General features: G+C 55.8%; 13 protein-coding genes. 6 read left to right on the top strand and 7 right to left on the bottom strand.

Annotated features, from left to right (window positions below):
- Positions 1 to 66: 66 nt before the first annotated feature.
- Both SADFL11_RS16275 and SADFL11_RS16280 read right to left on the bottom strand, forming a co-directional pair.
- The gene (locus tag SADFL11_RS16275) at positions 67 to 1,104 is read right to left on the bottom strand and encodes a glycosyltransferase family 2 protein (protein ID WP_228198210.1); all 1,038 of its coding nucleotides are present in this window, start codon (positions 1,102 to 1,104) and stop codon (positions 67 to 69) included.
- Positions 1,052 to 2,383, bottom strand: coding sequence for an oligosaccharide flippase family protein (locus SADFL11_RS16280; RefSeq protein WP_134853061.1), 1,332 nt, complete (start codon positions 2,381 to 2,383; stop codon positions 1,052 to 1,054). Before SADFL11_RS16280 ends, SADFL11_RS16275 begins: the two co-directional genes overlap by 53 nt.
- A gap of 355 nt (positions 2,384 to 2,738) precedes the next feature.
- On the opposite strand from SADFL11_RS16280, the gene SADFL11_RS16285 reads away from it, so the two are divergent.
- On the top strand, positions 2,739 to 3,539 hold the full coding sequence (locus tag SADFL11_RS16285) for a WecB/TagA/CpsF family glycosyltransferase (protein WP_008192218.1): 801 nt from the start codon (positions 2,739 to 2,741) through the stop codon (positions 3,537 to 3,539).
- 84 nt (positions 3,540 to 3,623) lie between these two features.
- Positions 3,624 to 4,916 (top strand): glycosyltransferase family 4 protein, encoded by a 1,293-nt coding sequence (locus SADFL11_RS16290; protein WP_008193945.1) that lies wholly within the window; start codon positions 3,624 to 3,626, stop codon positions 4,914 to 4,916.
- Positions 4,917 to 4,959: 43 nt separating this feature from the next.
- On the opposite strand, the gene SADFL11_RS16295 is transcribed toward SADFL11_RS16290, so the two are convergent.
- Positions 4,960 to 11,388, bottom strand: a complete 6,429-nt coding sequence (locus SADFL11_RS16295; protein ID WP_008191204.1) for a type I polyketide synthase — start codon at positions 11,386 to 11,388, stop codon at positions 4,960 to 4,962.
- Positions 11,389 to 11,726: 338 nt separating this feature from the next.
- Between SADFL11_RS16295 and SADFL11_RS16300 the strand changes: the two genes are divergently transcribed.
- The 4 genes from SADFL11_RS16300 to SADFL11_RS16315 are packed head-to-tail and all read left to right on the top strand — an operon-like array spanning position 11,727 to position 19,417.
- On the top strand, positions 11,727 to 16,370 hold the full coding sequence (locus SADFL11_RS16300; protein WP_008194142.1) for a MupA/Atu3671 family FMN-dependent luciferase-like monooxygenase: 4,644 nt from the start codon (positions 11,727 to 11,729) through the stop codon (positions 16,368 to 16,370).
- A 10-nt stretch (positions 16,371 to 16,380) separates the two neighbouring features.
- Positions 16,381 to 17,052, top strand: a complete 672-nt coding sequence (locus tag SADFL11_RS16305) for a 4'-phosphopantetheinyl transferase family protein (RefSeq protein ID WP_008194234.1) — start codon at positions 16,381 to 16,383, stop codon at positions 17,050 to 17,052.
- Positions 17,049 to 18,293, top strand: coding sequence for a glycosyltransferase (locus SADFL11_RS16310; RefSeq protein WP_008192807.1), 1,245 nt, complete (start codon positions 17,049 to 17,051; stop codon positions 18,291 to 18,293). Before SADFL11_RS16305 ends, SADFL11_RS16310 begins: the two co-directional genes overlap by 4 nt.
- A complete protein-coding gene (locus SADFL11_RS16315; protein WP_050776022.1) occupies positions 18,293 to 19,417 on the top strand; it encodes a hypothetical protein in 1,125 nt (374 codons plus the stop codon). The genes SADFL11_RS16310 and SADFL11_RS16315 overlap by 1 nt, the downstream gene beginning before the upstream one ends.
- A gap of 26 nt (positions 19,418 to 19,443) precedes the next feature.
- Here the strand turns inward: SADFL11_RS16315 and SADFL11_RS16320 are convergent, their stop codons facing one another.
- The 4 genes from SADFL11_RS16320 to SADFL11_RS25615 all read right to left on the bottom strand — a co-directional run bounded on the left by SADFL11_RS16320 (position 19,444) and on the right by SADFL11_RS25615 (position 23,579).
- A complete protein-coding gene (locus SADFL11_RS16320; RefSeq protein ID WP_008196010.1) occupies positions 19,444 to 20,286 on the bottom strand; it encodes a fumarylacetoacetate hydrolase family protein in 843 nt (280 codons plus the stop codon).
- A 164-nt stretch (positions 20,287 to 20,450) separates the two neighbouring features.
- Positions 20,451 to 21,083, bottom strand: coding sequence for a glutathione S-transferase family protein (locus SADFL11_RS16325; protein ID WP_040452715.1), 633 nt, complete (start codon positions 21,081 to 21,083; stop codon positions 20,451 to 20,453).
- A 155-nt stretch (positions 21,084 to 21,238) separates the two neighbouring features.
- Entirely contained in the window at positions 21,239 to 22,468 is a 1,230-nt protein-coding gene (locus tag SADFL11_RS16330) for a M24 family metallopeptidase (protein WP_008191567.1), read from the bottom strand.
- Positions 22,469 to 22,724: 256 nt separating this feature from the next.
- Positions 22,725 to 23,579: an ABC transporter permease gene (locus SADFL11_RS25615; protein WP_040451277.1), complete on the bottom strand. Its 855-nt coding sequence runs from the start codon at positions 23,577 to 23,579 to the stop codon at positions 22,725 to 22,727.
- Positions 23,580 to 23,585 lie beyond the last annotated feature (6 nt).

Consider the following 23,585-nt stretch of genomic DNA (forward strand, 5'->3'; position numbering starts at 1 on the left):
CCCCAGCCGCGCTCTTTCAATTTTTGTCGCTGAAAATGGCAAACAACTACGATCTGCACACAAGTACTACTTATATTCAATTATCTTGCTGTTGCGCATCAGAAATCTGTTCCAATAATGTTTTAGGACACCTTGAAACTCGGCAAACTTTCCGATCAGTTCATAAAACCCAATAGCCGCAGGACGGCCCGCCCGAAATGACCGGAGCATCAGCCGAACAAGCTGCAACGGATAGAGCAAAAACAACAGTAAGAACGCTGGATGGATCATCCCGGCAACAACGGTAACACTTGGCAACGCGCCTCCCCAAAGAACCGCCCGGAAAACGTTGCGTTGCCAGATCCTCTTCGGCGAGTTCCGGTGCCGCCAAGAAACTTCAGCGAATGCGTGCCCTGCCCGAACCGAGCGTTTCCACCATTGGGAAAAACGCTGCAAGTCGGCATCGTGGAGGGTCATTTCGGCATCAAGCCGCCAGATCCTCCAGCCGTTCTCCCGCAACCGCAGGCACATCTCCGGCTCTTCACCCGCGATCAAGTCATCACGGTATCCGCCAGCTTCGTCGAAAGCCGCCCTGCGGACCAGGCAGTCCCCACCGCACTCCTGCCGCTCCCCAATCGGAGTATTCCACTCTAAGTCGCACATAGCGTTGTAGATGGTGGCGTCGGGAAATTGTTCCCGCCGACGACCAAAAGTAACTGCGACACCGGGGTGATTTTCCAAATAGTCCAAACCGGCTTTGAGCCAACCAGCATCCAATTGGCAGTCCCCATCCATGAACTGGATGAAAGTGGTATCTGGGAACTTTTGAACAAGCCTACGGTAGCCAGCATTTCGGGCACGGGCTGCCGTGAACGGGCGGTCTGCTGGCAGAGTTTCAACTTGAAAACCTGCGTCCTTAGCCCAGCTGACACTATCGTCTGTTGATCCGGAATCGACGTACACGACACGATCAGACATCCCCTGAAGGGACCTTATGCAGTTCTGGAACCGCGCCCCTTCGTTGCGGCCAATGATCACGATCCCAATGGTCATCTGCGCTGGCCCATTTCCATTACACGCCGCCAGCGGAAAGGAGCGGTAGTACGGCGTCGAGCGAGGTGCCATAACCTGCCGCACTCCTGCCCCACATCAAACCTGCAGTCGCTGCGACAACAATCGCGGTCATCGCCAGGTCATGCAAAAGAAAGGATGTCTTTTCCCGAACAGACCCGATCGCAAGCGGCAAATACCGAACGATCTCACCAACCGCCAAGCCGATCAATGCCCCAGGAAGTCCCATCCATTGATACCCAATCGGAAGCAAAAGAAGTATTCCAGCCAGTTTCAAAGCGTTCGCCACAACACCGTAGCCCGGCTTGCTGAGGCCTAAGAGCGTAAACTCTGAAAAAGCGGACAGAATGGCGCCCCAGGTTCCGATGAGCAGCATGGCCAGGATCCAGCCTGCATCGAAATAGCGTGGATCATAAATAATCCACACGGCGACATCTGAAAACGCTATGCCACAAGCAACCCCGAGAGCCGCGAGCGTCAATAGTTTTGTTCTAAGTGCCAAAAGGCCCGATCTTATCTCGAAACGTGTTGCTGCATGCTGGGAGGAGACCATGGGGAAGATAAGCGAATACCCCAGCCTTCCAGCCAGAAATGCCGGCAGGTCCGCGATTGTTCGTGCGATGGCATAGATGCCGACAGTCGCCAACGGAATGGTCTTTGCCAAATACAGTTTGTCGAAGTTCATGCAAAGAAATGACAACAGGGACGATAAAAACATCCATTTCCCGAAGGAAAAGATTTCGCGGACATGCACCCGGTTCCATTCAAACCAGTTTCGCGCTCTCGGTAAGAGATAGCTAAGCCCGACCCGAAACACAGCCGCAAAAAGGCCCGAAATCAGGATCGACCATATTGTCGGGCTCATATAGGCGAAAAAGATGATCAAAACCGCCGTCACAAAATCACATGACAGCTCGAACATATTCGCACGTCCAAACTGCAGATTCCGCTGCAGATAAAATATAGACGTCGAAGACACACCAAGAAAAATGATCGTTACCGCACTCAGCTGAATAGCGGTTGCCGGTATCTCATACAGATTTGCCAACGGGTAGGCCGCGATCGACAGTATCGAACACAGAATGAGAGACCTGACAAATTGCAATGTCCAGGCAGAGTTTTGGAAAGACTGATCATCGGCATTCCGGCTGCGGACGACATTCTGTGCAATGCCCACATCGGTCAGCAGTTCGATGCCTGATCTGAACGTTGAAAGCACCATAGCAATGCCGAAGATTTCCGGCGTGATAAGGCGCGACAACACCACGTTGGAGACGAAACGTATTCCTGTCGTTCCACCAAAGGAAGCGATTGTCCAAATTGCACCGGTCATCGCTTTTTTCTGCGTAATCGCCACTTGGGCTAGGCCCCTCGAAAAACGGTTGAGATCGCCTCATAGATCGAACGAGAAGCTACGTCACACATACGCATGCATTTTCCCACTCGTTACTTCATGGAACTGTGCTTTTCGGTTCTAGAACCGGGGTAGCAAGTTATTAAGAATTCAATCGCGATCTGATTGAAGATGGCTCGAAGACTGTATATCTTTCAGCAGGTTAAAAAATTGATCTTTTTTGATCAAAAAGCAGACCCGCCTGCAGTTTGTTAATCTCGATCACATATACGCAACATATTGAGATTTCTGAGATTTCATGATCGCAGGCTTCAACCGACATCCGACGAGCCACATGCCGAACCGTTCTGAGCAAAAACCTGAGGATTCGCTGACCGCAGCATCTGCCTCGCCGTTCTCCAAACTCCAGTTCATTGGACTTGACTTCGATATTGGCAATCAGGCCGACTGGTTGTCACTCATCTTGAACTCGAAGCCTCAAACGTTCGAATATTTTGTCACTCCAAACGTCTATCATGTAATCCTTCTGGAACGCGATGATGAGGTGGCATCGGCTTATGACGATGCGTGCTGGAAGGTCTGCGACAGCAAGATCTTAAGCCGACTGGCGTATTCCCAAAAACTGAATCTCAGGGTCTATCCCGGGGCCGACATCGTGCAGGATCTTCTGGCGGATCCCAAAGCTCAAGATTTGCGTTTCGCCGTCATAGGTCCCGATCTCTCCCAAATTGAGATGCTGCGAAACAGGTATCCGGGTGTGGACTTGCAGTACATCCCGTCTGGCTTCATGGACCGAGGCGCACTGGATTGGGAGAAAACTCTGACAGCTACTGAGGCCAGCGATGCGGACATCTTCCTGATTTGCCTCTCTTTTCCGAAGCAAGAGTTTTTTGCCCAGGATCTGAAACGCCGGGGCAGCGCTGCAGGTATCGGCCTGTGTGTCGGTGCTAGTATTGATTTTTTGACCGACCGGCAAAAGCGAGCACCGGAATGGGTTCGCGCCTGCGGAATGGAATGGGCTTTCCGTTTGTTGGCAAACCCGAAACGGATGTGGCGGCGCTATCTTTGGGATGGCCCCAAAATCATTTGGATGTTTTTGAAATGGCGGCACAAATCCGCCGGTACGATGAAGTAATTGGTTTTGGTTCGAAACCGATCAGAAACAGCGTGTTAGCAGGATTACAGCTAAGTGACTAAGTGTCCGTCCCAGGAGTTATAATTGAAGAAACCCCGTGTTCTGATCCTTGCTGATGATTGCAATCCGGATTGGCCATCGCTTCCGGTTGTTGGATACAAGTATGCACTTTCCTTAGCAAAATTCTGTGATGTGACCATCGCCACTCATGTCAGAAACCGGGAAAACATCGAAAAGGATCCGCGCTCAAAAGGCGCCGACTTCCGCTATGTCGATAATGAATACGTGGCAAAACCAATCCATCGCTTCTCAACCTGGATCAGAGGCGGCGGGAAGGTGGCGTGGTCGCTCGGAACGATTTTTCACTATCCGACATACCTCGCATTTGAGTGGGAGGTTTGGAAAACCTTCAAGAGCGCGCTGCAATCCGGCGAATTTGATCTGGTGCACCGGATCACACCCATGTCGCCCACAATGCCCAGCTATATCGCGGGCAAATCGCCGGTTCCGTTTGTGATCGGTCCCTTGAATGGCAACTTGGACTGGCCAAAAGAGTTCCGCTCCGAACAGACACGGGAAAAAGAACGGGCCCGGGCACTCCGGGACTTCTACAAATACCTGCCCTATTCTTCTGCAACGTACAGAAATGCCGAACTGATCCTGGCTGCCTTTGATCATACAGCAAAGGATTTGCCGGAAGGCGCGGCCTCAAAGGTTGTGAGCTTTCCTGAAGTTGGTTTCGACCCTGAGTGGTTTGACGGAACGGACCGGAAGCCTGCCTTTTCCGGAGATGGACCGTACAACTTCGCATTCATCGGGCGGCTGGTACCCTACAAAGTTCCGGAGGTGGCTGTTCGGGCCTTTTGTGAAAGCGAAATACTGGCAGAGCACAAACTTCACATCGTCGGTGACGGTCCTGAAAGGGAACGGCTTGAAGCGATCGTCGAGCAAACAGGGCGGAGCGATAGCGTCATTTTTCATGGTTGGATTGAGCAGAGGGATGTCGGTCAGTTCCTACAGTCCGTAGACGGGTTCGTTTTTCCTTCAATCCGAGAACTTGGCGCGGGCGTGGTGGTCGAAGCGATGGCATCGGGCTGCGTGAATTTCGTTACCAATTATGGCGCGCCCGGCGATCTGGTATCGGAGGGTCGCGGCTTTCGTATTGAACTAAACACTCTAGATGCGATGGTCGCAGGCTATCAGCACGCGATGGAAGAGGCTGTAACCAAACCAGCCGACCAGATTTCAAAGGCCAATTCAGCTGTAGAGTACGCCACTGACTGCTTTACCTGGGATCGCAAGGCAGCGCTGACTGTTCCATATTACGAAGACCTGATGGCCGGCCGACCAATCACAGACCGCCGAGATTACTCCTGATCTGCGACAGGACCGGTTTTCATTAGCACCACCTGATCTGGCATCACTCAGCCGCAATCCCGGTCTTGTCAGAGCCAATTGCCGCCGCTGCCCTTGCTTCCAAAGAATTTCTCATTCTGCTTGCCAGCACCTGAATATTCGGATTGAGCACCATGGAGTCATGGTCTCCAGGCACCTCGACAATCGACAATTCTGAAACAAACGGGGACCAGCCGTTGTCTTCACGAAGAATGTTCAGACCATCCTGAAGACGGCGGCCACCGGATATCCTATAGAGCACATTAGCCTTTGGCCGGTACAGGACAACCGGCCCGCTATATGGCCGAACCTCATAAGCATCATGCGCCCGCATGAAGGCAAGACGGATTCGTTCGTTGTTAAAGCTGTCTGCGGTTGCTTGATCCCCAGCCGCATTCTGTTGAGCTTCTGTTCGAGCGCGCCACTCTCTCCGGTTGCGCAACCAAACACTGAAAAACTTGGTTTTATTCTTTTGAAGATCCTGCCACTTGATCATCACGCGATCGACGAGCGACAGGTGAACCTGTTCGGGTACAGGCGTGTCCAGCAAAATGACTTCGGCAACCTCTTCACCTTGTGCAGCAAGCTGTTGGGCCATTTCATAAGCAACGATCCCACCACCTGAGAACCCGCCAAGCATGTACGGCCCGTGTGGCTGGACCTGGCGGATTTCGGCGAGATAATCCCGCGCCATCTCTTCGAAGGTTTCGTGGGGCTCTTGATTTCCGAAAAGGCCGCGGGCTTGTAACCCGTACACCGGCCGGTCGCGCCCAACGAGCACGGCCAGCTGACGCAGGTTCAGGATGTTGCCGAACATGCCAGCACAGATGAACAAGGGCGTAGCTTCAGTTCCCGGACCTTTGCTCATTGTGACCAGATGCACCGCTTCATCGGGTTTCGCAGTTTGTTCGGGTTGTTCTTCCGCAGAGGCATCCCCGTCACTGGCAACACCATGCGAGGCTAGCAATTCTGCGCATTCGGCAATTGTCGGAGCGTCGAACAGGACGGACATGGGCAGGTCGACGCCGTAAGTCTGGCGGATCATCCGGAACAGGCGGACCGCGATGAGAGAATGCCCACCGATATCAAAGAAATCATCGTGAATACCGACCTTCTCAATTCCGAGCAGGTCAGACCAGAATTCGGCCAGTTTGATCTCAAGCGGGTTTCGAGGTGCCTCGTAGGCGCTGTCAAGGTCCGGACGCTTAAAGAGCTGCCCGTCCTGAGCATCTCGCGATTGCGCTTCAGCCTCGGCATTTTTTATGAGCAGATCCAAAGGAATCGTCGAGATGATCGGTTGTGTTTCGCCGGTCGCCAAAGCCCTTTGCAGGGTCTCAAATCCTTGCTCGGGTGGAATGCCCTGCTTGACTTGCGCCGCCAGTTTATAGAGCGCGGCAGCATCCTGGCTTGCCCCGGTTTTCACATCCTTTGCAAACCCGGTGTCATTTGACAGGCGTTTTACCGTCAAACGATCAGCTTCAAGTACAACCGTTCCATCCGGCCGCATGACGGTAATGTCAAAACTGCCGAAACCGTCGCCGTAAGCATTCTCATCGACAAATCGGACATGGGCGATCACATCGGATGGCAGCGGTTCATGTAGGCGTATCGCTGAGTAGGAAACGGGCGCCCAAAGAACGCCTGAACTCTTGAAGCCTTCGATAAGTTCCATGGCACAGCCGGTCGCAATATCAAGAAGACCGGGGTGGGCAAGAGTTGTTTCCGTGTAATCTGTCTTGAAGCCAGCCGGGGACGTCAGGCGTGCCAGCGCTTCACCGCGCCCAAGCGACAGACTGCGCAACACATCCCACCGCGGTCCGAACTTGATATGATGAGCCTGAGCTGACGGCATCGTGCCGCCGTCTGGTGCTTGTCGGATATCGGTCCCGCGCAGCTGAGCTTGAAGGTCTTCAAGTTGCACAGGCAGTGGAACGGATTTGAGCGGACAAACCAGAGCTTCGGCGTAGACTTCTACCGATGCGGACGGGTCCTCTGTTTCAGTTGCCGCGACAATGGCTTTCAAGGTGCCATGCGCCTGAGCCTCTAAACGGACCCGTATATTGCGAGGCTGACCGTCGTCCAAGCCAAGCGGCTTAAAGAACACAAGATCGCGGATATCCGGGCGCTGGTCCAAATCCAGTTCCGAATAGGCTTGCGCGATCAACTCGATGTACCCGGTGCCCGGCAGGATCGCATCGCCTGAAACGAGCCTGTGTTCATTCCACATCCAGTGCTTTTGCGTGCTGGCCGTGAATTCCAGCCAGCGCGTGTTGGAAGCATCGGTAATCCAGCGCTCGAACAAGGGTCCCTTGGCCGCGCCAACCGTTGTTGCCGTCTTTGAGACTGCCGCCTCACCCGAAACCGCGCGCGCGGCCAGACCAATATCGCTCCAGATACCCCAGTGAACCGCGACCGTCCTGGGGCTGTTCTCAGCGCTCTTGCTCTCGGCATAGGCGTTCAGAAACGCATTGGCAGCGACGTAATCAATCTGGCCAATGGGCGCAGTGTCCGTGCTGGTTGACGAGAATAGCACCATCAGATCCAATGGCTCGTCGGCAAACGCCATGTCCAGAACGCGCGTGCCCTGAACCTTGGGCGCCAGAACATGCTGGGTATTTTCAAGGGTCTTCAGTTGCACGAGATCATCATCAACAATGCCGGCTGTATGAAGCACACCGTTGATTGACCCAAACCGGGCCTTTGCTGCGGCAACAGCTGCACGAACCTCTTCCGGGTTTGTCACATCCGCCGGCACGTAAAGCATCTTCGCATCCAGCGCCTCCAGTTCTGCAAGGCGGGACAGTGCCTGGACACCCGGATCCTCACCGGAATGCGTCCGCAGATAGGTTTCCCAATCCTGCTTCTCCGGCAGGCTGCGGCGTCCGACCAAAACGATGTTGGCTTCGTAATCCTCAACAAGCCCTTTTGCGAAAATCATCGCCAGATCGCCAAGACCGCCAGTGATGAAATATGTGCCGCCTTTTTGGAACTGACCTTCGAGTTGGCCGTCCTTCAGAGGCAAACGCTTGTAGGTCCGCTGCCACCTGCGGCCGCGCCGATGGGCCACAATCTCATTGGATGGGTTTGCGAAAAGCTCGTCCCACAAATCGTCGATCGTGCTTCCTGCTGTTTGTATGTTCGCAGTCCTTGCGATATCCAAGTCGATCAAGCGAGCCGAATGGCCAGAGAGCTCTTTTGGCAAGACCTGAACCGGACCGAGCAGCGTCGCCTTTGCCGGATACACAACAGGCTCGTCCCCAACGCGCATCATTCCGTTTGTCAAAACGGTAAGGTGCGCCTCTTCGACGGCAGATTGCTCATCGAGCGCCTGGGCAAGATAGAGCAGACTGTAGAAGCCGTCTTCCTGCATTCTTTCAAAGAAGTTGGAACCGGGCCGGTGGCTCTCATCCTGTGTCAGCAGCCAGCCGTGAACGATGTTTCGAGGAAAAGGACCATCCTCGAGGATCCCCGTCACCAAGGCGTCGTAGCCCGGTCTGCCTTCCTCGCTGCACAGGATGTACGTGTGCGGGTCAACCTTGGCGAACACATCGCCGCGCTGAACGGTGGTCACCTGATGACCGGCGTTCTTCAACTTGCCGGCAAGCTGTTCTCCGGTGCCTGTATCGTCGAGAAAAACCAGCCAGGACCGAGGTTCCTTGTCAGCGCCCGTGACAAGATCTGGAACCGACCGTTTCCAGGCTGGACGGTATCCCCAGTCCCGCATGTCCTTTTGGCGCAAGAGAGGAATATCGGGCCCTGCCTGACCCTCCCGCGAAACACTGCGCTCGACAAAATAATACTGCCTCTGAAACGCATAAGGTGGCAGCGAAACGCGCCTGGGGCTGAAATCCCGCCAGCAACGCGTAACATCCGCCTTCAAGCCTGTGGCCCAGCACCGGCCGATTGCGGTCAGGAAAGACAAACGGTCATCCGCATCATCGTCGGCATGCGGCAGCGAGTTGAACACCTGATTGGCGGTTACGTCCGCTTGTAGCTTGGCCAGCGAAGACAGGGTCTTTCCTGGACCAACCTCGATATAGACCCGGTGCGGATCTGCGCTTAGACGAGCAATGCCAGAGCCGAATTGAACGGTCGAACGCAGATGCCGGACCCAATACGACGGATCACCGGCCTCCGCATCGCTGAGCCAGTCCCCGGTGAGATTGGACATGATCGGGATTTGCGGCCGATTGAGCGCAATGCTTCGCAGGTACTGTTCAAACTCGGACAGGATCCCCCCAAGCATCCGCGAATGAGCCGCTATATCAATGGCGATCCGGGTTGCATCGATGTCTTTTTCAAGGAGCGCCTTCTGGAAGTCTTCCAGGTCCTCGTCACGCCCGGAAACAACGCAAAGCTCAGGCGCGTTGACGGAAGCCATATCGAGAGATTCCGGCATCAGCGCCCGGACTTCGGTGTCACTCAATGGAATACTGAGCATTCCGCCAGGGTCGACTGTATCAAAGAGCTTGCCCCGGAGATGAACAAGGCCAACAGCGTCGCGATAACTGAGGACACCCGAGATACAGGCAGCTGTATTCTCGCCCATCGAATGGCCGATCAATGCGGTCGGCTGAACGCCCCAGCTCATCCACAAGCGAGCCAGCGAAACTTCCAGGATCAAGATGGCCGGCAATTGCAGGGACGGCGTCAGGAACCCCTCGGCTGCATACCCAAGATCAGAGCCCTCTTGCGGGAACCAAAGCTCCCGGATCCGGGCGGCCGTTTCGGGGGGAAGGAAAGCCAATCCTTCATCGACAGTCTGGCGGAATGAATTGTCTTCCTGATAGAGCCGCCGGGCCATGCCGGGATGTTGCGCCCCGCCCCCCGGAAAGAGGAACGTTGCGGTGCCGGGATGATCCCCTGCCTTATGATGGGCGAGCCTCTTGGGCTGTTCACCGCGCAAGACGGCAATCGCATCAGCGCGGCCACGCACAGCTGCGATCTGGCGATACTCGAAGGGCTTTCGGCCATAGAAGAGCGTTTCGGCCATGCTGGCCAAAGGTAATGCCGGATCATTTTCGAGGGCATCCGCAAGCCGGGCGGAGGTGTCTGACACCCCCTTCCGGGCCTTTGCAGACAAGAGAATGAGCTGGGGCTCATCGTCAAACTGCACGCTGTCATCGGCGATCATCGGCGCCTTTTCCAGAATGACGTGAGCGTTTGTTCCGCCAACACCAAGGGAGTTGACCGCAGCCCGCTGAGGACCGGCGCTCACCGGCCAGGGGGTCAGCCTATCATTGACGACAAACGGGCTGTTCGCAAAATCGATTGATGGATTGGGCTTCTCGTATCCAAGGCTTGGCGGTATTTCGCCGTTTTTCAGCGCCAAAGAGGTCTTTATCAGGCTGACAACACCGGCAGCCGTGTCCAGATGGCCAATGTTGGATTTCACTGATCCGACACGGCAAAAGCCGGTTCGGCTGGTGCTTTGACGAAACGCCTGGGTCAGGGCTTCGATTTCAATCGGATCGCCGAGGTAGGTGCCTGTTCCATGGCATTCGACATATTGAATGGTGTCGGCTTCGATCTCGCCGAGCGCCTGCGCCTCGATGATCGCTTCTGCTTGTCCGGTCACGCTCGGGGCAAGATAGCCTGCCTTGCTGTGACCGTCGTTGTTGATGGCCGACGCCTTGATCACCGCATGAATGTTGTCGCCATCGGCAACCGCATCCTCGAGACGTCGCAGGACGACAACCCCAACGCCACTGCCAAATATAGTGCCACCTGCTCTATGGTCGAACGGTCGACAATGCCCGTCCGGCGAGAGGATTTCACCATCCTGAAAAACATACCCGCGGCGATGCGGCAGATCGATGGTCACACCGCCGGCCAGAGCCATATCGGTTTCGCCGTTCAACAGGCTTTGACAAGCGTAGTGGACCGCAACAAGCGAGGTTGAGCAGGCCGTCTGGACGTTGACACTCGGGCCTTTGAGATCGAAAGCGTAGGAGGCCCGGGTCGCCAGAAAGTCCTTGTCGTTACCGGTATGACGAAGCAGGAACATGCCCACCTGATCCATCAGCTGCCGGTCACTGCAGACGTTGAAATAGAAATAGCTGCCCATGCCGCAGCCGGCATAAACACCAACAGGACCTTCGATGGTTTCCGGCGGACGCCCGGCATCTTCGATGGCTTCCCAGGTACACTCGAGAAAGTGCCGATGCTGCGGATCCATGATCGCGGCTTCTTTGGGGCTAAGCCCGAAGAATTCCGGATCGAACAATTCCATATCCGGAATATCCGCTGTCCTGGGGATGTAATTCGGCTGCGCCGCCTTCACCGGATCTTCGCCCGATGCTTCGAGTTCCGCATCGCTGAGCGTGCGCACTGATTCAACACCGCTTCTGAGATTTTCCCAGAATTCGCCGGTGTTCCGTGCGCCTGGAACACGAAGTGCCATCCCGACGATTGCAACATCGTTCAGGCCGGCATCGGTTGATCCTATTGTCATTTCAAGTATCCGGAAATGGGACTTCGCCTCAAATTTTTAAGCGAACCATACCTGTAAATATTTAGCATAGTGTTAGGCCGATTGAGAGAGGCAAACGGAAAGCTGGTTTTCACGTGACTCAAGCTTGATCACCAAAATAAACGTAAACTCCGGGCTCAAATCTTAATATATTTTAATAAATGGACCTTCTCACGCGTGTATTATGGAACATCAGACAATCATCCGTAAATTCTCGGATAAATTAACGGGTTCTTCGAGGGTATATGCATACTAGTCTACGTGCTCTTTTTGCAAAGAATTTGCTACTGCCCAGTTATGCGTCATCCAAGGGAACCTAAATGCTCGATTGTCTCCTGATAGGCGATGAATCCCTTCTAGTTCAGTGTGGCGAACACCTGAAAGATCGCGGTCACCGCATCGTTGCGGTCATATCCTCCAACCCGGCAATTCGGAATTGGGCGACATCACATGGTATTCAAGCGGCCGAGTGGGGCAACTCTCTTGAGGAAACCACGGCAGAGTTCCAGTTCGACTGGCTGTTCAGCATTGCCAATCTGAGAATGCTTCCCGACACCGTTTGGCAACGGGCGCGTGTCGGTGCGGTCAATTTCCACGACGGACCTCTGCCACGGTACGCCGGTCTCAATGCGCCAGCATGGGCGATCCTTGAAGGCGAACAGCGTTTTGGTGTCACTTGGCATGAAATTGTGTCTGGTGCGGACAAGGGCAAGATCTACACCCAAGCTGAATTTGACATCAGCCCCGACGAGACCAGCCTCACCTTGAATGCCAAATGCTTTGAGGCCGGTTATGCGAGTTTTGTCGATCTCATCGCCAAAGTGGACAGCAATACACTTAACGGAATTTCGCAGGATTTTTCAAAGCGCAGCTACTTCGGAAAAAACAAGCGCCCGACGCTTTCCGGAACACTCGACCTGTCCCGGACATCACAAGAGCTTTCGCACCTCTTCCGGGCCCTGAGCTTCGGGGAGGGGTACGCGAACCCTCTGGTCGCGCCAAAAGTGCGAACCGATCGCGGTCTTTTCAAGATTACCAAGCTCGATTTAGCGCCGCCCGGCACTCCAAATGGGCCTGCCGGGACTGTTTTGAAGGCCGGTCCAGACGGCGTTCTGATTGCCACCGGCAATCAACCGGTTTTGCTGGACGGCATTGCGATTGGCTCGGACGCCCCTTTGGGACCGTCCGTTACGCTCAATGAGCAACTGCCTCTCTATTCAGCGGACGAAGCGGCAGCGCTCGATGCTGAAGTCCTAATTGCTGCCCGTCATGAAGAAGCAGATATTGCCACGATCAAATCGCTCGAGATACCGAGCCTTTTCGGGATCAAGGACGATGCTGAACGTGTGGCCGCGCCAGAACTTCTGCCGTTATCACTTCCCTCCTCAATCGCGCCGCAGGACACCATTGCGGCAATCGCCCTGTTTATCGGAAGGTTCTCGGGCCAAGACCATTTTGGTCTCGCTTATCTCGGACCAAAGAGCGCGTCGCTCGCGGACAAGTTTCCTGGCCATTTTTCGGAAAGCCTTCCATTTCCGATCAATATCGATTGGCAGCGGCCCTTAAGCGCCCTTTGTGACGACACCAATGCCAAGTTGGTGCAATTGCGGGACCGGCCCGCCCCCCTGTCGGATCTCATCTCCCGGGTGCCTGGGATGGCGCGGCCGGCATATACAATCGGAATTGTTGAAACCGAAGCAGCGAACACGCGGCCGGAGCTTCTGGCCGACTGCGCGCTGACATTTAACGTTTCTGCCCAGGGCAAGGCTACGCTGATCTTCGATCCATCGCGGGTCTCCGCTGATACAGCAAAACAATATGCCAAGCGCGTTGAACTCGTTGCCGCTGTCCTGTCTGACAAGGAACAAGTGGCCGCCGATGTCGCTATGATGTCCGCCGACGAGCGCGACCTTGTACTCAATCGCTGGAACGCGTCTGCTACAGATGTGGATCTGGAGATCTGCGTTCATCAGATGATCGAACGTCAGGCGGAGGCAACGCCGGATGCTCCGGCAGTTGCCCTGCACGATCAGTCCATCAGCTACCGGGAGCTTAACGGGCGCGCAGATCGCATTGCCACGGAACTGCAAACACTCGGCGCAGGACCGGACAAGCTTGTCGGGTTAAACATTCCCCGGTCCATCGAGATGGTCTGCGGCGCCCTTGGCATATTGAAATCAGGTGCAGCTTACGTTCCGCTCGATCCCGACTTCCCGAATGATCGCCTGACCTACATGGTCGAAGACAGCGGTGCATCGGTCATTCTATCCAGTCGCGCACTTCCAGAGCCGCTTGCTGCGCCCGGAGTACAGACCGTGTTCATCGAGGATGTTCTGGCGCGCGCTGCCTCAGCAGAACAGCCGCCGACCGGCGTTCGAGCAGACAATCTCGCTTATGTTATCTACACATCAGGGTCGACCGGCCGGCCGAAGGGCGTGATGGTCGAGCACCGGAATGTTGTCAATTTCTTTGCCGGAATGGACGATCGCATTAAAATCGATCAGCAAGACCAACCGGTCTGGCTTGCTGTCACAAGTCTTTCCTTCGACATCTCTGTTCTTGAACTTTTCTGGACCCTGACACGTGGCTTCAAGGTCGTCATTCATTCCTCTGAAACGACAACCTCACAGGTCAGTACATCACGTGCAGCGGATGACTCCAGTACGGCAGCGAGCGTCGATTTCGGGCTGTTTTTCTGGGGCTACAATGAAGGCGCCGGCCGCGACCTTTACAAGCTGCTTCTAGAAGGCGCCAAATTTGCCGACGAAAACGGCTTCACTTCGGTCTGGACGCCGGAACGTCATTTTCATTCCTTCGGTGGACTTTATCCAAACCCGTCGGTTTCAGGTGCAGCGGTTGCCGCCGTCACGAAGAACCTGTCGATCCGCGCCGGCAGCTGCGTGCTTCCCCTTCACCACCCGGCACGGGTTGCCGAGGAGTGGTCGGTGATTGACAACCTTAGCAATGGCCGGGTTGCCCTTGCCTTTGCATCCGGCTGGATGCCGGAGGACTTTGTTCTGCGCCCGGAAAACAGGCCGCCGAACAACAAGGCAGCCATGTACCGGGACATTGAGACCGTCCGGAAACTCTGGCGCGGAGACGCGGTGGACTTTGAAGCCGGCGACAAGACCGTCAGCGTCGTCACGCAACCAAGACCCGTTCAAAACGAGCTGCCGGTCTGGCTGACAACAGCCGGAAACCCGGAGACTTATCGGGATGCAGCCCGCAACGGCGCCAATGTTCTGACCCACCTTCTCGGGCAATCCATCGACGAGCTGGCTGGCAAAATCAAAATCTATCGGGACACCCTGATTGAATGCGGCCGCAATCCGGATGACTACAAGGTTACCCTGATGCTGCATACGCTCCTCGGAGAGGACCGGGATGAGGTGATGGACCGGGCACGTGGCCCGATGAAGGAGTATCTGCGCAGCGCGGCAGCGTTGATCAAGCAATACGCTTGGGCGTTTCCAGCTTTCAAGAAGCCGGAAGGTGCGAGCAATCCAATGGATATCGACCTGCAAACGCTTTTAGAAGACGAGCTGGACGCGATCCTGGAGTTTGCTTTCCTGCGCTACTTTGAAGACAGTGGGCTGTTCGGTACGGTCTCCGATGCGCTCAAACGTGTGGAGCAAATCAGTGCCATTGGTGTCAACGAGGTCGCCTGCCTGATCGATTTTGGCGTGCCTCAGGACATCGCCCTTGACCGGTTGAAGCCCTTGGCCGAAGTCATCCGACGTGTCAACGCGGGCGAAGTTCAAATGCCCGCCGAGCAGACACCGCCCGCCGGCGCGGGCCTCGCCGCAGACCTTGCCCGCCACAACGTAACGCACATGCAGTGCACTCCGTCCATGGCGCGGATGTTCCTCACCCGGGAGGAAGATCGGGCAGCCTTTTCCAGCATTCGTCATCTTTATATCGGCGGGGAACCGTTCCCGGGGTCGCTGTTGAAAGACATTCGGACGTGCACTTCGGCCACGATCACCAACATGTATGGTCCGACCGAAACAACCATCTGGTCGTCGACTGCGGATGTTGGCGCTGCTGACCAGCCCATTCCGCTCGGCACACCCATCGTCAATACCCAGCTTTATGTACTTGACGCCAGAAACCGGCCTGCCGCTCCGGGCCAGCCCGGTGAACTGTTCATCGGCGGCGAAGGTGTCACACGCGGGTACTTCAAACGTCGGGAACTTACTGAAGACCGTTTCTTAGAAAACCCGTTTGCGCCCGGCCGCATGTACCGCACCGGAGATCTCGTATGCAGGCTCGAAGATGGCAGACTGCAATTCCTGGGGCGAACGGACCACCAGGTCAAGGTGCGGGGATACCGGATCGAACTTGGTGAAATCGAATCCCGGATTGCCACTCATCCCGGCGTGATCGAAACTGTGGTCACTGCACGCGAAGACAGGGCTGATGATGTCCGGTTGGTCGCCTATGTCCGGACCCGATCCGGATCGCTGGACGAATACGTGTTGCGCTCGGAGCTGCAGGACGCACTGCCGGAATACATGGTTCCCGCTCATTTCGTCGTGTTGGAGGCTTTCCCGCTCACACCAAATGCAAAGATTGACCGGAAGGCTCTGCCGGCACCTGATGCAGCGGTTCGCGAGACGGCCCAAAGCGCTTTTGTTGCGCCAGAGAGCGACATGCAGAAATCCGTCGCGGATGCGTATCAGCGGATCCTCGGGCTGAGCCAAGTGGGGCAGAACGACAACTTCTTCAACCTTGGCGGACATTCCCTGCTTGCGGTCCAGCTCCACCGGGACCTGAAAGCGAGCGTGGCTCCAAATCTGACAATCACCGACATCTTCCGATTTCCGACCGTTGGTGGCCTTGCCGGACACCTGACGGACGGTGGACGCGCAGACGATCGACTTGGCGAAGTTGCAAGCCGCGCGGCCAAGCGTCGGGCGGCGCTGAGCGCACGGCGGCAGGCGCTCTCTGGGAACCGGGGGTGACTGCACAGCCATGCTTTGGGATCTTTTTCCAGACGGGGTTCAGATCGCCGTGGGAGATCCGCGGGCCGGAGAACCGACCGGCTATCCGGATGAGGAAGCCCATGTGTCCAGCGCGGTTCCCTCACGCCGATCGGAGTTTTTCGCTGGACGAGAATGCGCTCGCAAGGCCATCGCAGACCTCGGCTTTCAGCCGACCGTCATTGGCGTGCACCCCGATCGCAGCCCGATCTGGCCCAACGGTTTGATTGGCACCATCAGCCACAGCAGCACACTGTGTCTTGCGGCAGTTGCCCGGCAGAAAGACGATGCCCTCTCAATCGGGCTCGATATTGAGCCCGATTCACCTCTCCCCGAAGGCATGTGGGATACCATCTGTACATCGAACGAACGTACATGGCTTGACGGGCTGCCTAGTGGCCAAAGTGCTCGGCAGGCACTCCGAATATTCACGGCCAAGGAAAGTGCTTACAAGGCGCAGTACCCGCTCACACAGGAGTTTTTCGAGTTTGAAGATCTGGAGATCTCATTTGACGGCCATGACTTCTTCGCGATGCTCCAGCGCAGTGTCCCGGGCTTTTCGAGGGGGACAAAACTGCGGGGCCGTCAGGTGATTTACAACGGGCATGTCGTGTCAGCGGTCTGTGTCAACTCTGAACAATTCAAGAAAGGCGCTGGGTCATGAGCGGAAGCGCAGACCAGCGCGGAGGACATGTGCTTTTCGTCACGGCTGTCCGGTTGCGAAAAGGACCCAGGGGATTGCAGCTGGATGACCAGACCTGCGCCGGGCTCTCCCGTTGGGCCGAGAGCTTTGGCCATGTCACCTATATGGGCATCGAGCAGCCCGCCGGACTGGAAGACGATACCACGGTCACATGGGTCGATATTGCCGACCTTGACTGCCGTGACCAGCTCACGGTGGTTGCGCTCCCGTTCGCCTATAAAATCGGACGATTTTTCAAGGACTACAAATCAACCCGGCAGATAATTGCCGAAAAGATCGCCAAGGCAGATCACTTGTGTTTTACGCTCGGATATTTGTTTGGTGACTGGGCCGCCGTGGCCGCTCTTGAAGCGATCAGGCAAAACCGGGACTACGCCGTTTGGTTTGACCGGGTCGAGCACGATGTCATTCGCAGAACGCTTCCCGCCATACCGCTCAAGCGGCGGATCAAGGAGGTCGTGACGCTGCCCATGATGGTCCGGTATCATCATCATCTAATCCGGCACAGCAAACTGGGTTTGTTTCAGGGGCAAGATACGCTGAAGGCCTATGCGGACTATTCAGACAACCCCCATTGTGTTTATGACGTTCATACGCAGTCCAGCGATTTGATCAATGCGGCAGCGTTGGAAGAAAAAACCGAACGCGTGCAGTCCGGTGCGCCGCTCAAAATCCTTTATGTGGGGCGCGCCTCGGAGATGAAGGGCCCGCTCGATTGGGTCGAGGCCATCGCAAAGCCGATGCAATCGGGCGTCCCGCTTCAAGCAAAATGGATCGGCGACGGCCCTCTACTGGCAGATATGAAGCAGAAGATTTCAGCGCTAGAGCTGGAAGATCAAATCGAATTGCCGGGGTTTTCGTCTGACCGTGAGGCCATCCTCGCGGAAATGCGCGATGCCGATCTTTTCGTCTATTGCCATAAGACTCAGGAGTCGCCCCGCTGTCTGATTGAAGCGCTCGTCTCAGGGGCTCCGATCGTCGGTTACCAATCGTCTTATTCCGATGACCTTGTGAGCCACAACGGCGGCGGAGCAGGCACGCCGCTCAATGATCCGGTTACATTAAGTGCGACAATCCAAGATCTACATGAAAACCGGGGCAAGCTGGTACAGCTGATCAGGGCTGCTGCTGCAGATGGACCCCGGTTCGACGAACAAACCCTTTATGCCCACAGAGCGGGCCTTATTCGAGAGTATGCGTGATGACATGGGGTCGACTACTCGCGATTTTGGGCTGCGGCCTGTTTCTAACCATCGCCCTTGCCGTTTCGGTCGTCTTTCTGTCCAGTGGACCGGCGTTGACGACAACCGGCTTTCCATCCCTGCCTCAAGACGGTGAGACACCTGCCGTGCAAAAGATCTTCATTTCCGGTCACAGCCTGACCGATCGTCCAATGCCGGAAATGCTGGCGGCGATCGCCGAAGATACAGGGCAACCAATCTTTTGGAACATGCAGCATATTGGCGGTTCTTCAATCAAACAGCGGAGCTACGGTGCAGGCGACCAATCACCTTGGTCCGGATACGGTGGCGGTACGGATAGGGAGGGAGCTCCGATCGATGTTCAAGACGAGCTTGCTGCCAGCGCTTCGGAGGATACCCGGCTGTATGATGTGTTGCTGATAACCGAGCAGCATCGTCTACTGGATTCACTCTTGTGGCAAGACACTCCTCGGTTTCTCCGTGCGTATCAGGATGTGTTTCACGCGCACAATCCCGACGGACAGAGTTATTTCTACGCGCCCTGGCTGGATGTTGCGAACCTTGAGGATCCATCTTCATGGATCGCTTATGAACGCGATGCCTGGCCGGTCTGGCAATGTGCTGTGGCGGGTGTGAACGCTGGCCTCGCAGAGGACGGCCGGGAGGACCGGATCATGCTTGTCCCGGCTTCGCTGGCATTGGCCGACTTGGTTGAGCATCTGGTCTCAACACCCGGTGGACTACCGGGTTTCAAGGACATGACAGCTGCGGAAATCCTTGCTGCATTGTTCAGCGACAGTGTCCACCTGACACCGCTGGGCAATTCCTACATGGCCGCCATAGTTTATGCCACGCTGACGGGAAACCCTTTTCCCGCGACTGTATTTGCAAACTTTTCAGGCGCGCAGGTTGCGACGCTTCAAAACATCGCAAATGAATTCATGGAAACTTACCGGCGCGAGATGTCAACGTTTGGCGACGGGTGCGCTGCAAAGGTCGCCCCCTCCTTTAAGATCGCTTACCCTGCCTACACGGAACAACTGTCCCGCAATCACGGCACTGGTTTTTTGAGCGCTCGGCTCCAGCGCCTGAAGGAAACACTGAGTTATTTGAGGAAGCTCTAGACCGAGCCTATGCAAGTAAGGAAGTGTCAGTCCGCAATGACTGCTTGCCGCTGGGAGCCGAGGCCCTCGATGCCGAGCTCCACAACGTCTCCTGCCATTAGATAGCGCGGCGGCTTCATGCCCATGCCGACACCCGGAGGGGTCCCTGTGGAAATGATGTCGCCCGGATGCAGCGACATGAACCGGCTGAGATAGGAGACGAGATACGCCACAGAATAGACCATTGTGCGGGTGGAGCCGTCCTGAAGCTTTTCGCCATTTACTGTCAGCCACATGTTCAAATCTTGCGGGTCAGCGACCTCGTCACGGGTGACCAGCCATGGCCCGACCGGACCAAAACTGTCGCAGGACTTGCCTTTGGTCCACTGGCCTGACCGCTCAATCTGATAGCTGCGTTCCGAGATATCATTGGCCACCGCATATCCGGCCACATGGTCCATGGCGTCCGCATCATTGACGTATTTCGCGGTCTTGCCGATCACGACAGCCAGTTCAGCTTCCCAGTCCGTCTTTTCGCTGCCGCGCGGCAATAAAGTGGGATCGTTCGGACCACAGATCGCACTGGTTGCCTTCATGAAAATGATCGGTTCCGGCGGCACATCCATGCCGGCCTCTTCCGCGTGGTCTGCGTAATTCAGACCGATACAGATGAACTTGCCTGTTCCGGCAACACAGGGGCCAAGTCGCGTTCCAGGCGTGACTTCCGGAAGCTTTTCAACGTCAATGCCGCGAAGGGCCGAAAGACCGGCATCTGACAAAACCGCACCCGCGATATCCGGAACAATGCCCGTGAGATCGCGGATCTTGCCGTCCTTGTCCAGAAGGCCCGGTTTTTCGGCGCCTGGGGCCCCATGCCGCAACAACTTCATTCCTGTATCTCCCGTCACCCAACAGCCTATTTGGTTTTACCCAAGTGATTGCATGTTCAAACGCAGCCGAAAAGTGTAGTTGTGCCAAAAAGGACCTGCATCCGGCACACAAAAAAGGCTCCAGGTTCCCCTGAAGCCTCGTTGAGTTTAAGCGCATTAGGAACTCAAGCGCCAGGAACCTTCATCGCGGAAAAGTCGATCATGATGTTCTCCTGATAGGCTTTCCGCTCACACAGCCGATCATAGTAGGCTTTCAGTTGCGGGAGATCCGCACGATCGAAATCCAGCTCGTAGTACCGGTACAAAAGGCCGCCAACCTGGTAGTCGACGAGATTAAGTGCGTCACCGCCGAAAAACGGACCTTTGATGTTTGCCTCGAAGATAGCCATCGCCTGCTTCAGAGCAGCTTCTGCCTGGGCGACCGCTGCTCCGTTGCGGTCTTCCGCAGTCACCCGGACCATCTGGATAAAGATCGTTGGGATCAACGGCACATAGATGTGCTGACGGGACATGTCGGCCCATTTTTCGATCTGCGCGGCCGCCATCGGGTCACTCGGATGTCCGCCAAAGCGTCTCATCAGATAACGCAGGATGGTGACGGCTTCCGAAATCGCCTGACCATCTTCTTCCAGAACCGGCACAAGACCCAACGGGTTCATGCCCAAGAACTCTGGGGTGTCCGTGCCGCCAAACGGGCCCCCGACATCAAGGCGTTCGTAGTCGACACCCAGCTCGTCCAGGCACCAGATCACGGGCTGCACATTGGCCGAGGTCTTGCGGCCATGGATCTTGATCATTTTCAACTGTCTCCCAAACTGGATGTCGCTTTTTGTTGCGGCTGGATAATGCCCGGTCATGCGCGTTGAGCCAATGGCTTCAAAATTCGAATTGCAGCACAATTCGTCCTGCATGGCCGCCGCCGGACCCCACAATGTCCCAGCGGCTACCGCAACTATCGTTTCGGGATGATGTTGTGCTCCGGACCAAACGGGAAGCCAGTGATGTTCTCCGCACCATCTTCCGTTACGATCAGGATGTCATGTTCGCGATATCCGCCCGCACCCGGCTCTCCTTCCGGGATCATGATCATCGGCTCCATGGAAACAACCATGCCCGGTTCCAGGACGGTATCGACATCTTCCCGCAACTCAACCGAAGCCTCACGGCCATAGTAGTGGCTCAACACCCCGAATGAGTGGCCATATCCAAAACTGCGATATTTCAGAAGATCGTGGCTTCGGTAGATGTCGTTCAGCTCCGCCGCGATGTCACGGCAGCGCGCACCCGGCTTGATGAGCCTCAGGCCTTCACGGTGGACGTGACAGTTCACTTCCCAAAGCTTCAAATGGTCATCGGAAGCATGCTCGCAGAACAGAGTACGCTCCAACGCCGCGTAGTAGCCAAAAATCATAGGGAAACAGTTCAGGCTCAAGATGTCGCCGGCTTCCACCACCTTGTTGGTCACCGGGTTATGTGCGCCGTCCGTGTTGATACCGGACTGGAACCAGGTCCACGTATCCATCAGCTCGACAAACGGGAAGGATTTTGCGATTTCGCGGATCATGGCATTGGTGGATGCGATCGCGACTTCGTGCTCGGTAACGCCCGCTTGAACGGCATCAACGAGCGCCGCCCCGCCGACGTCGCAGATGCGGGCGCCCTCACGGATCAAGACATGCTCTTCCGCGCTTTTAATGGTCCGCTGGCTCATGGCATCCGCTGCAATGTCGACCAGCTCGACCCCAGGTAGTGCTGCCTCAAGCTGCTTCAATAGATCGAGAGAGACGTGATCGAACTCGATGCCGACACGCCGCACAGAGGCATTGGGCAAGCCGAGCAACGACTGGATGGCGTGGAAATAATTGTCCCGGCGCCAGTCTGTGTAAATCACGGTGTCACCATGGGTCCGGCGCCACGGCTGGCCTCCGTCGATCCCGGCGGCAATCGTGGTTGCCTTGTCCTGAGTGACCAGGAGCCCGTATTTCCGGCCGAAGTAGCAATACAGGAAGCCCGAATAATAGCAGATGTTGTGATACGAGGTGAACAGACAGGCGTCGATTTCCCGGTCTTCCATCAAGGTCCTGAGCTGAGCCTGCCGGCGGTCCATCTCCTGCGGCGAAAATGGCGAGAATGCCTTTTCGCCATTGTTCATTTCATAAATCCGGATCATGTCGTCGTTCATAGCGTCCTCCTGTGCGTCACCACCAAAAAGAGCCCTTCAAAAAAGAAAACGGGCCGGCTTCTGAAAAGAAGCCGGCCCGCCAGGCCCAAACCCAAATTGTCTTGCTGCCGGGACGGGTGTCCGTCCACCCGGTGACTGGCGTTCCGCCACCGGTCTTTTGGAAACAGCTCGGTTATTTCCTACTGCGCAAGCGTGCGCATGGCATGTTCAAAACCGTCACGTCCTGCGCAAATCCGGACAGATGGCGCAAGGTCTCTTATCCCGGTGTTAGGCCTCTCAGGCGTTCCGACCGGCGCCGCAACAGTTCCAGCACTGTTAGAAGCGCAATCGAAATCGCCACCATGAGCGAGGCGACCGCCAAAATCGTCGGTGAGATCTGTTCGCGTAGACCGGTGAACATTTGCCATGGCAGTGTCTTCTGGCCAGCTGATCCCAAGAACAGAACAACAACCACTTCGTCAAAGGACGTGATGAAAGCGAACAATGCGCCGGAAACAACACCTGGAACGATCAACGGCATCTGCACCTTGAAGAAGGTGGTAACCGGATTGGCGCCCATGCTTGCTGCCGCGCGAACCAAACTGCGATCAAAACCGACCAATGTTGCTGTCACCGTGATGATGACAAACGGTGTGCCAAGCGCTGCGTGCGCCATCACGACGCCCCAATATGTTCCCTGCAGGCCGATCCGGGAATAGAAGAAGTACATGCCGGCCGCGGAAATGATCAGCGGCACGATCATTGGAGAGATCAGGATCGCCATGATCGCAGACTTGTAGGGCACATGGCTTTGAGACAACCCGATGGCAGCCAGTGTGCCGAAACCCGTTGCCAGAATGGTCGCCACGGGGGCAATCAGGACCGAGTTGGTCAATGCCTGTTGCCAATCGGGATTGGTGAAGAAGTCGTTGTAATGTTTGAAGGAGTAACCTTCCGGACTGAGGGCGAGCATCTCCTTCGTAAAGGTGAAGAAATCCTGCGCATTGAAGCTCAGTGGCAGGATCACCAGTATCGGAAAGATCAGAAAAAAGAAGATCAAGCCACAAAAGATACGGAAAGTATAAAACCACGTCCGCTGCAATGGGGACGCATAAGGGGGTAAAGCGCTCATATCCGT

It is taken from the genome of Roseibium alexandrii DFL-11 (genome assembly GCF_000158095.2).
Taxonomy (GTDB): Bacteria; Pseudomonadota; Alphaproteobacteria; order Rhizobiales; family Stappiaceae; genus Roseibium; species Roseibium alexandrii.

Coding starts and splice junctions, on each gene's coding strand:
- SADFL11_RS16275 (WP_228198210.1), bottom strand. CDS start 1,104: ATGGCACCTCGCTCGACGCCGTACTACCGCTCCTTTCCGCTGGCGGCG.
- SADFL11_RS16280 (WP_134853061.1), bottom strand. CDS start 2,383: ATGACCGGTGCAATTTGGACAATCGCTTCCTTTGGTGGAACGACAGGA.
- SADFL11_RS16285 (WP_008192218.1), top strand. CDS start 2,739: ATGCCGAACCGTTCTGAGCAAAAACCTGAGGATTCGCTGACCGCAGCA.
- SADFL11_RS16295 (WP_008191204.1), bottom strand. CDS start 11,388: ATGACAATAGGATCAACCGATGCCGGCCTGAACGATGTTGCAATCGTC.
- SADFL11_RS16300 (WP_008194142.1), top strand. CDS start 11,727: ATGCTCGATTGTCTCCTGATAGGCGATGAATCCCTTCTAGTTCAGTGT.
- SADFL11_RS16305 (WP_008194234.1), top strand. CDS start 16,381: ATGCTTTGGGATCTTTTTCCAGACGGGGTTCAGATCGCCGTGGGAGAT.
- SADFL11_RS16310 (WP_008192807.1), top strand. CDS start 17,049: ATGAGCGGAAGCGCAGACCAGCGCGGAGGACATGTGCTTTTCGTCACG.
- SADFL11_RS16315 (WP_050776022.1), top strand. CDS start 18,293: ATGACATGGGGTCGACTACTCGCGATTTTGGGCTGCGGCCTGTTTCTA.
- SADFL11_RS16320 (WP_008196010.1), bottom strand. CDS start 20,286: ATGAAGTTGTTGCGGCATGGGGCCCCAGGCGCCGAAAAACCGGGCCTT.
- SADFL11_RS16325 (WP_040452715.1), bottom strand. CDS start 21,083: ATGATCAAGATCCATGGCCGCAAGACCTCGGCCAATGTGCAGCCCGTG.
- SADFL11_RS16330 (WP_008191567.1), bottom strand. CDS start 22,468: ATGAACGACGACATGATCCGGATTTATGAAATGAACAATGGCGAAAAG.
- SADFL11_RS25615 (WP_040451277.1), bottom strand. CDS start 23,579: ATGAGCGCTTTACCCCCTTATGCGTCCCCATTGCAGCGGACGTGGTTT.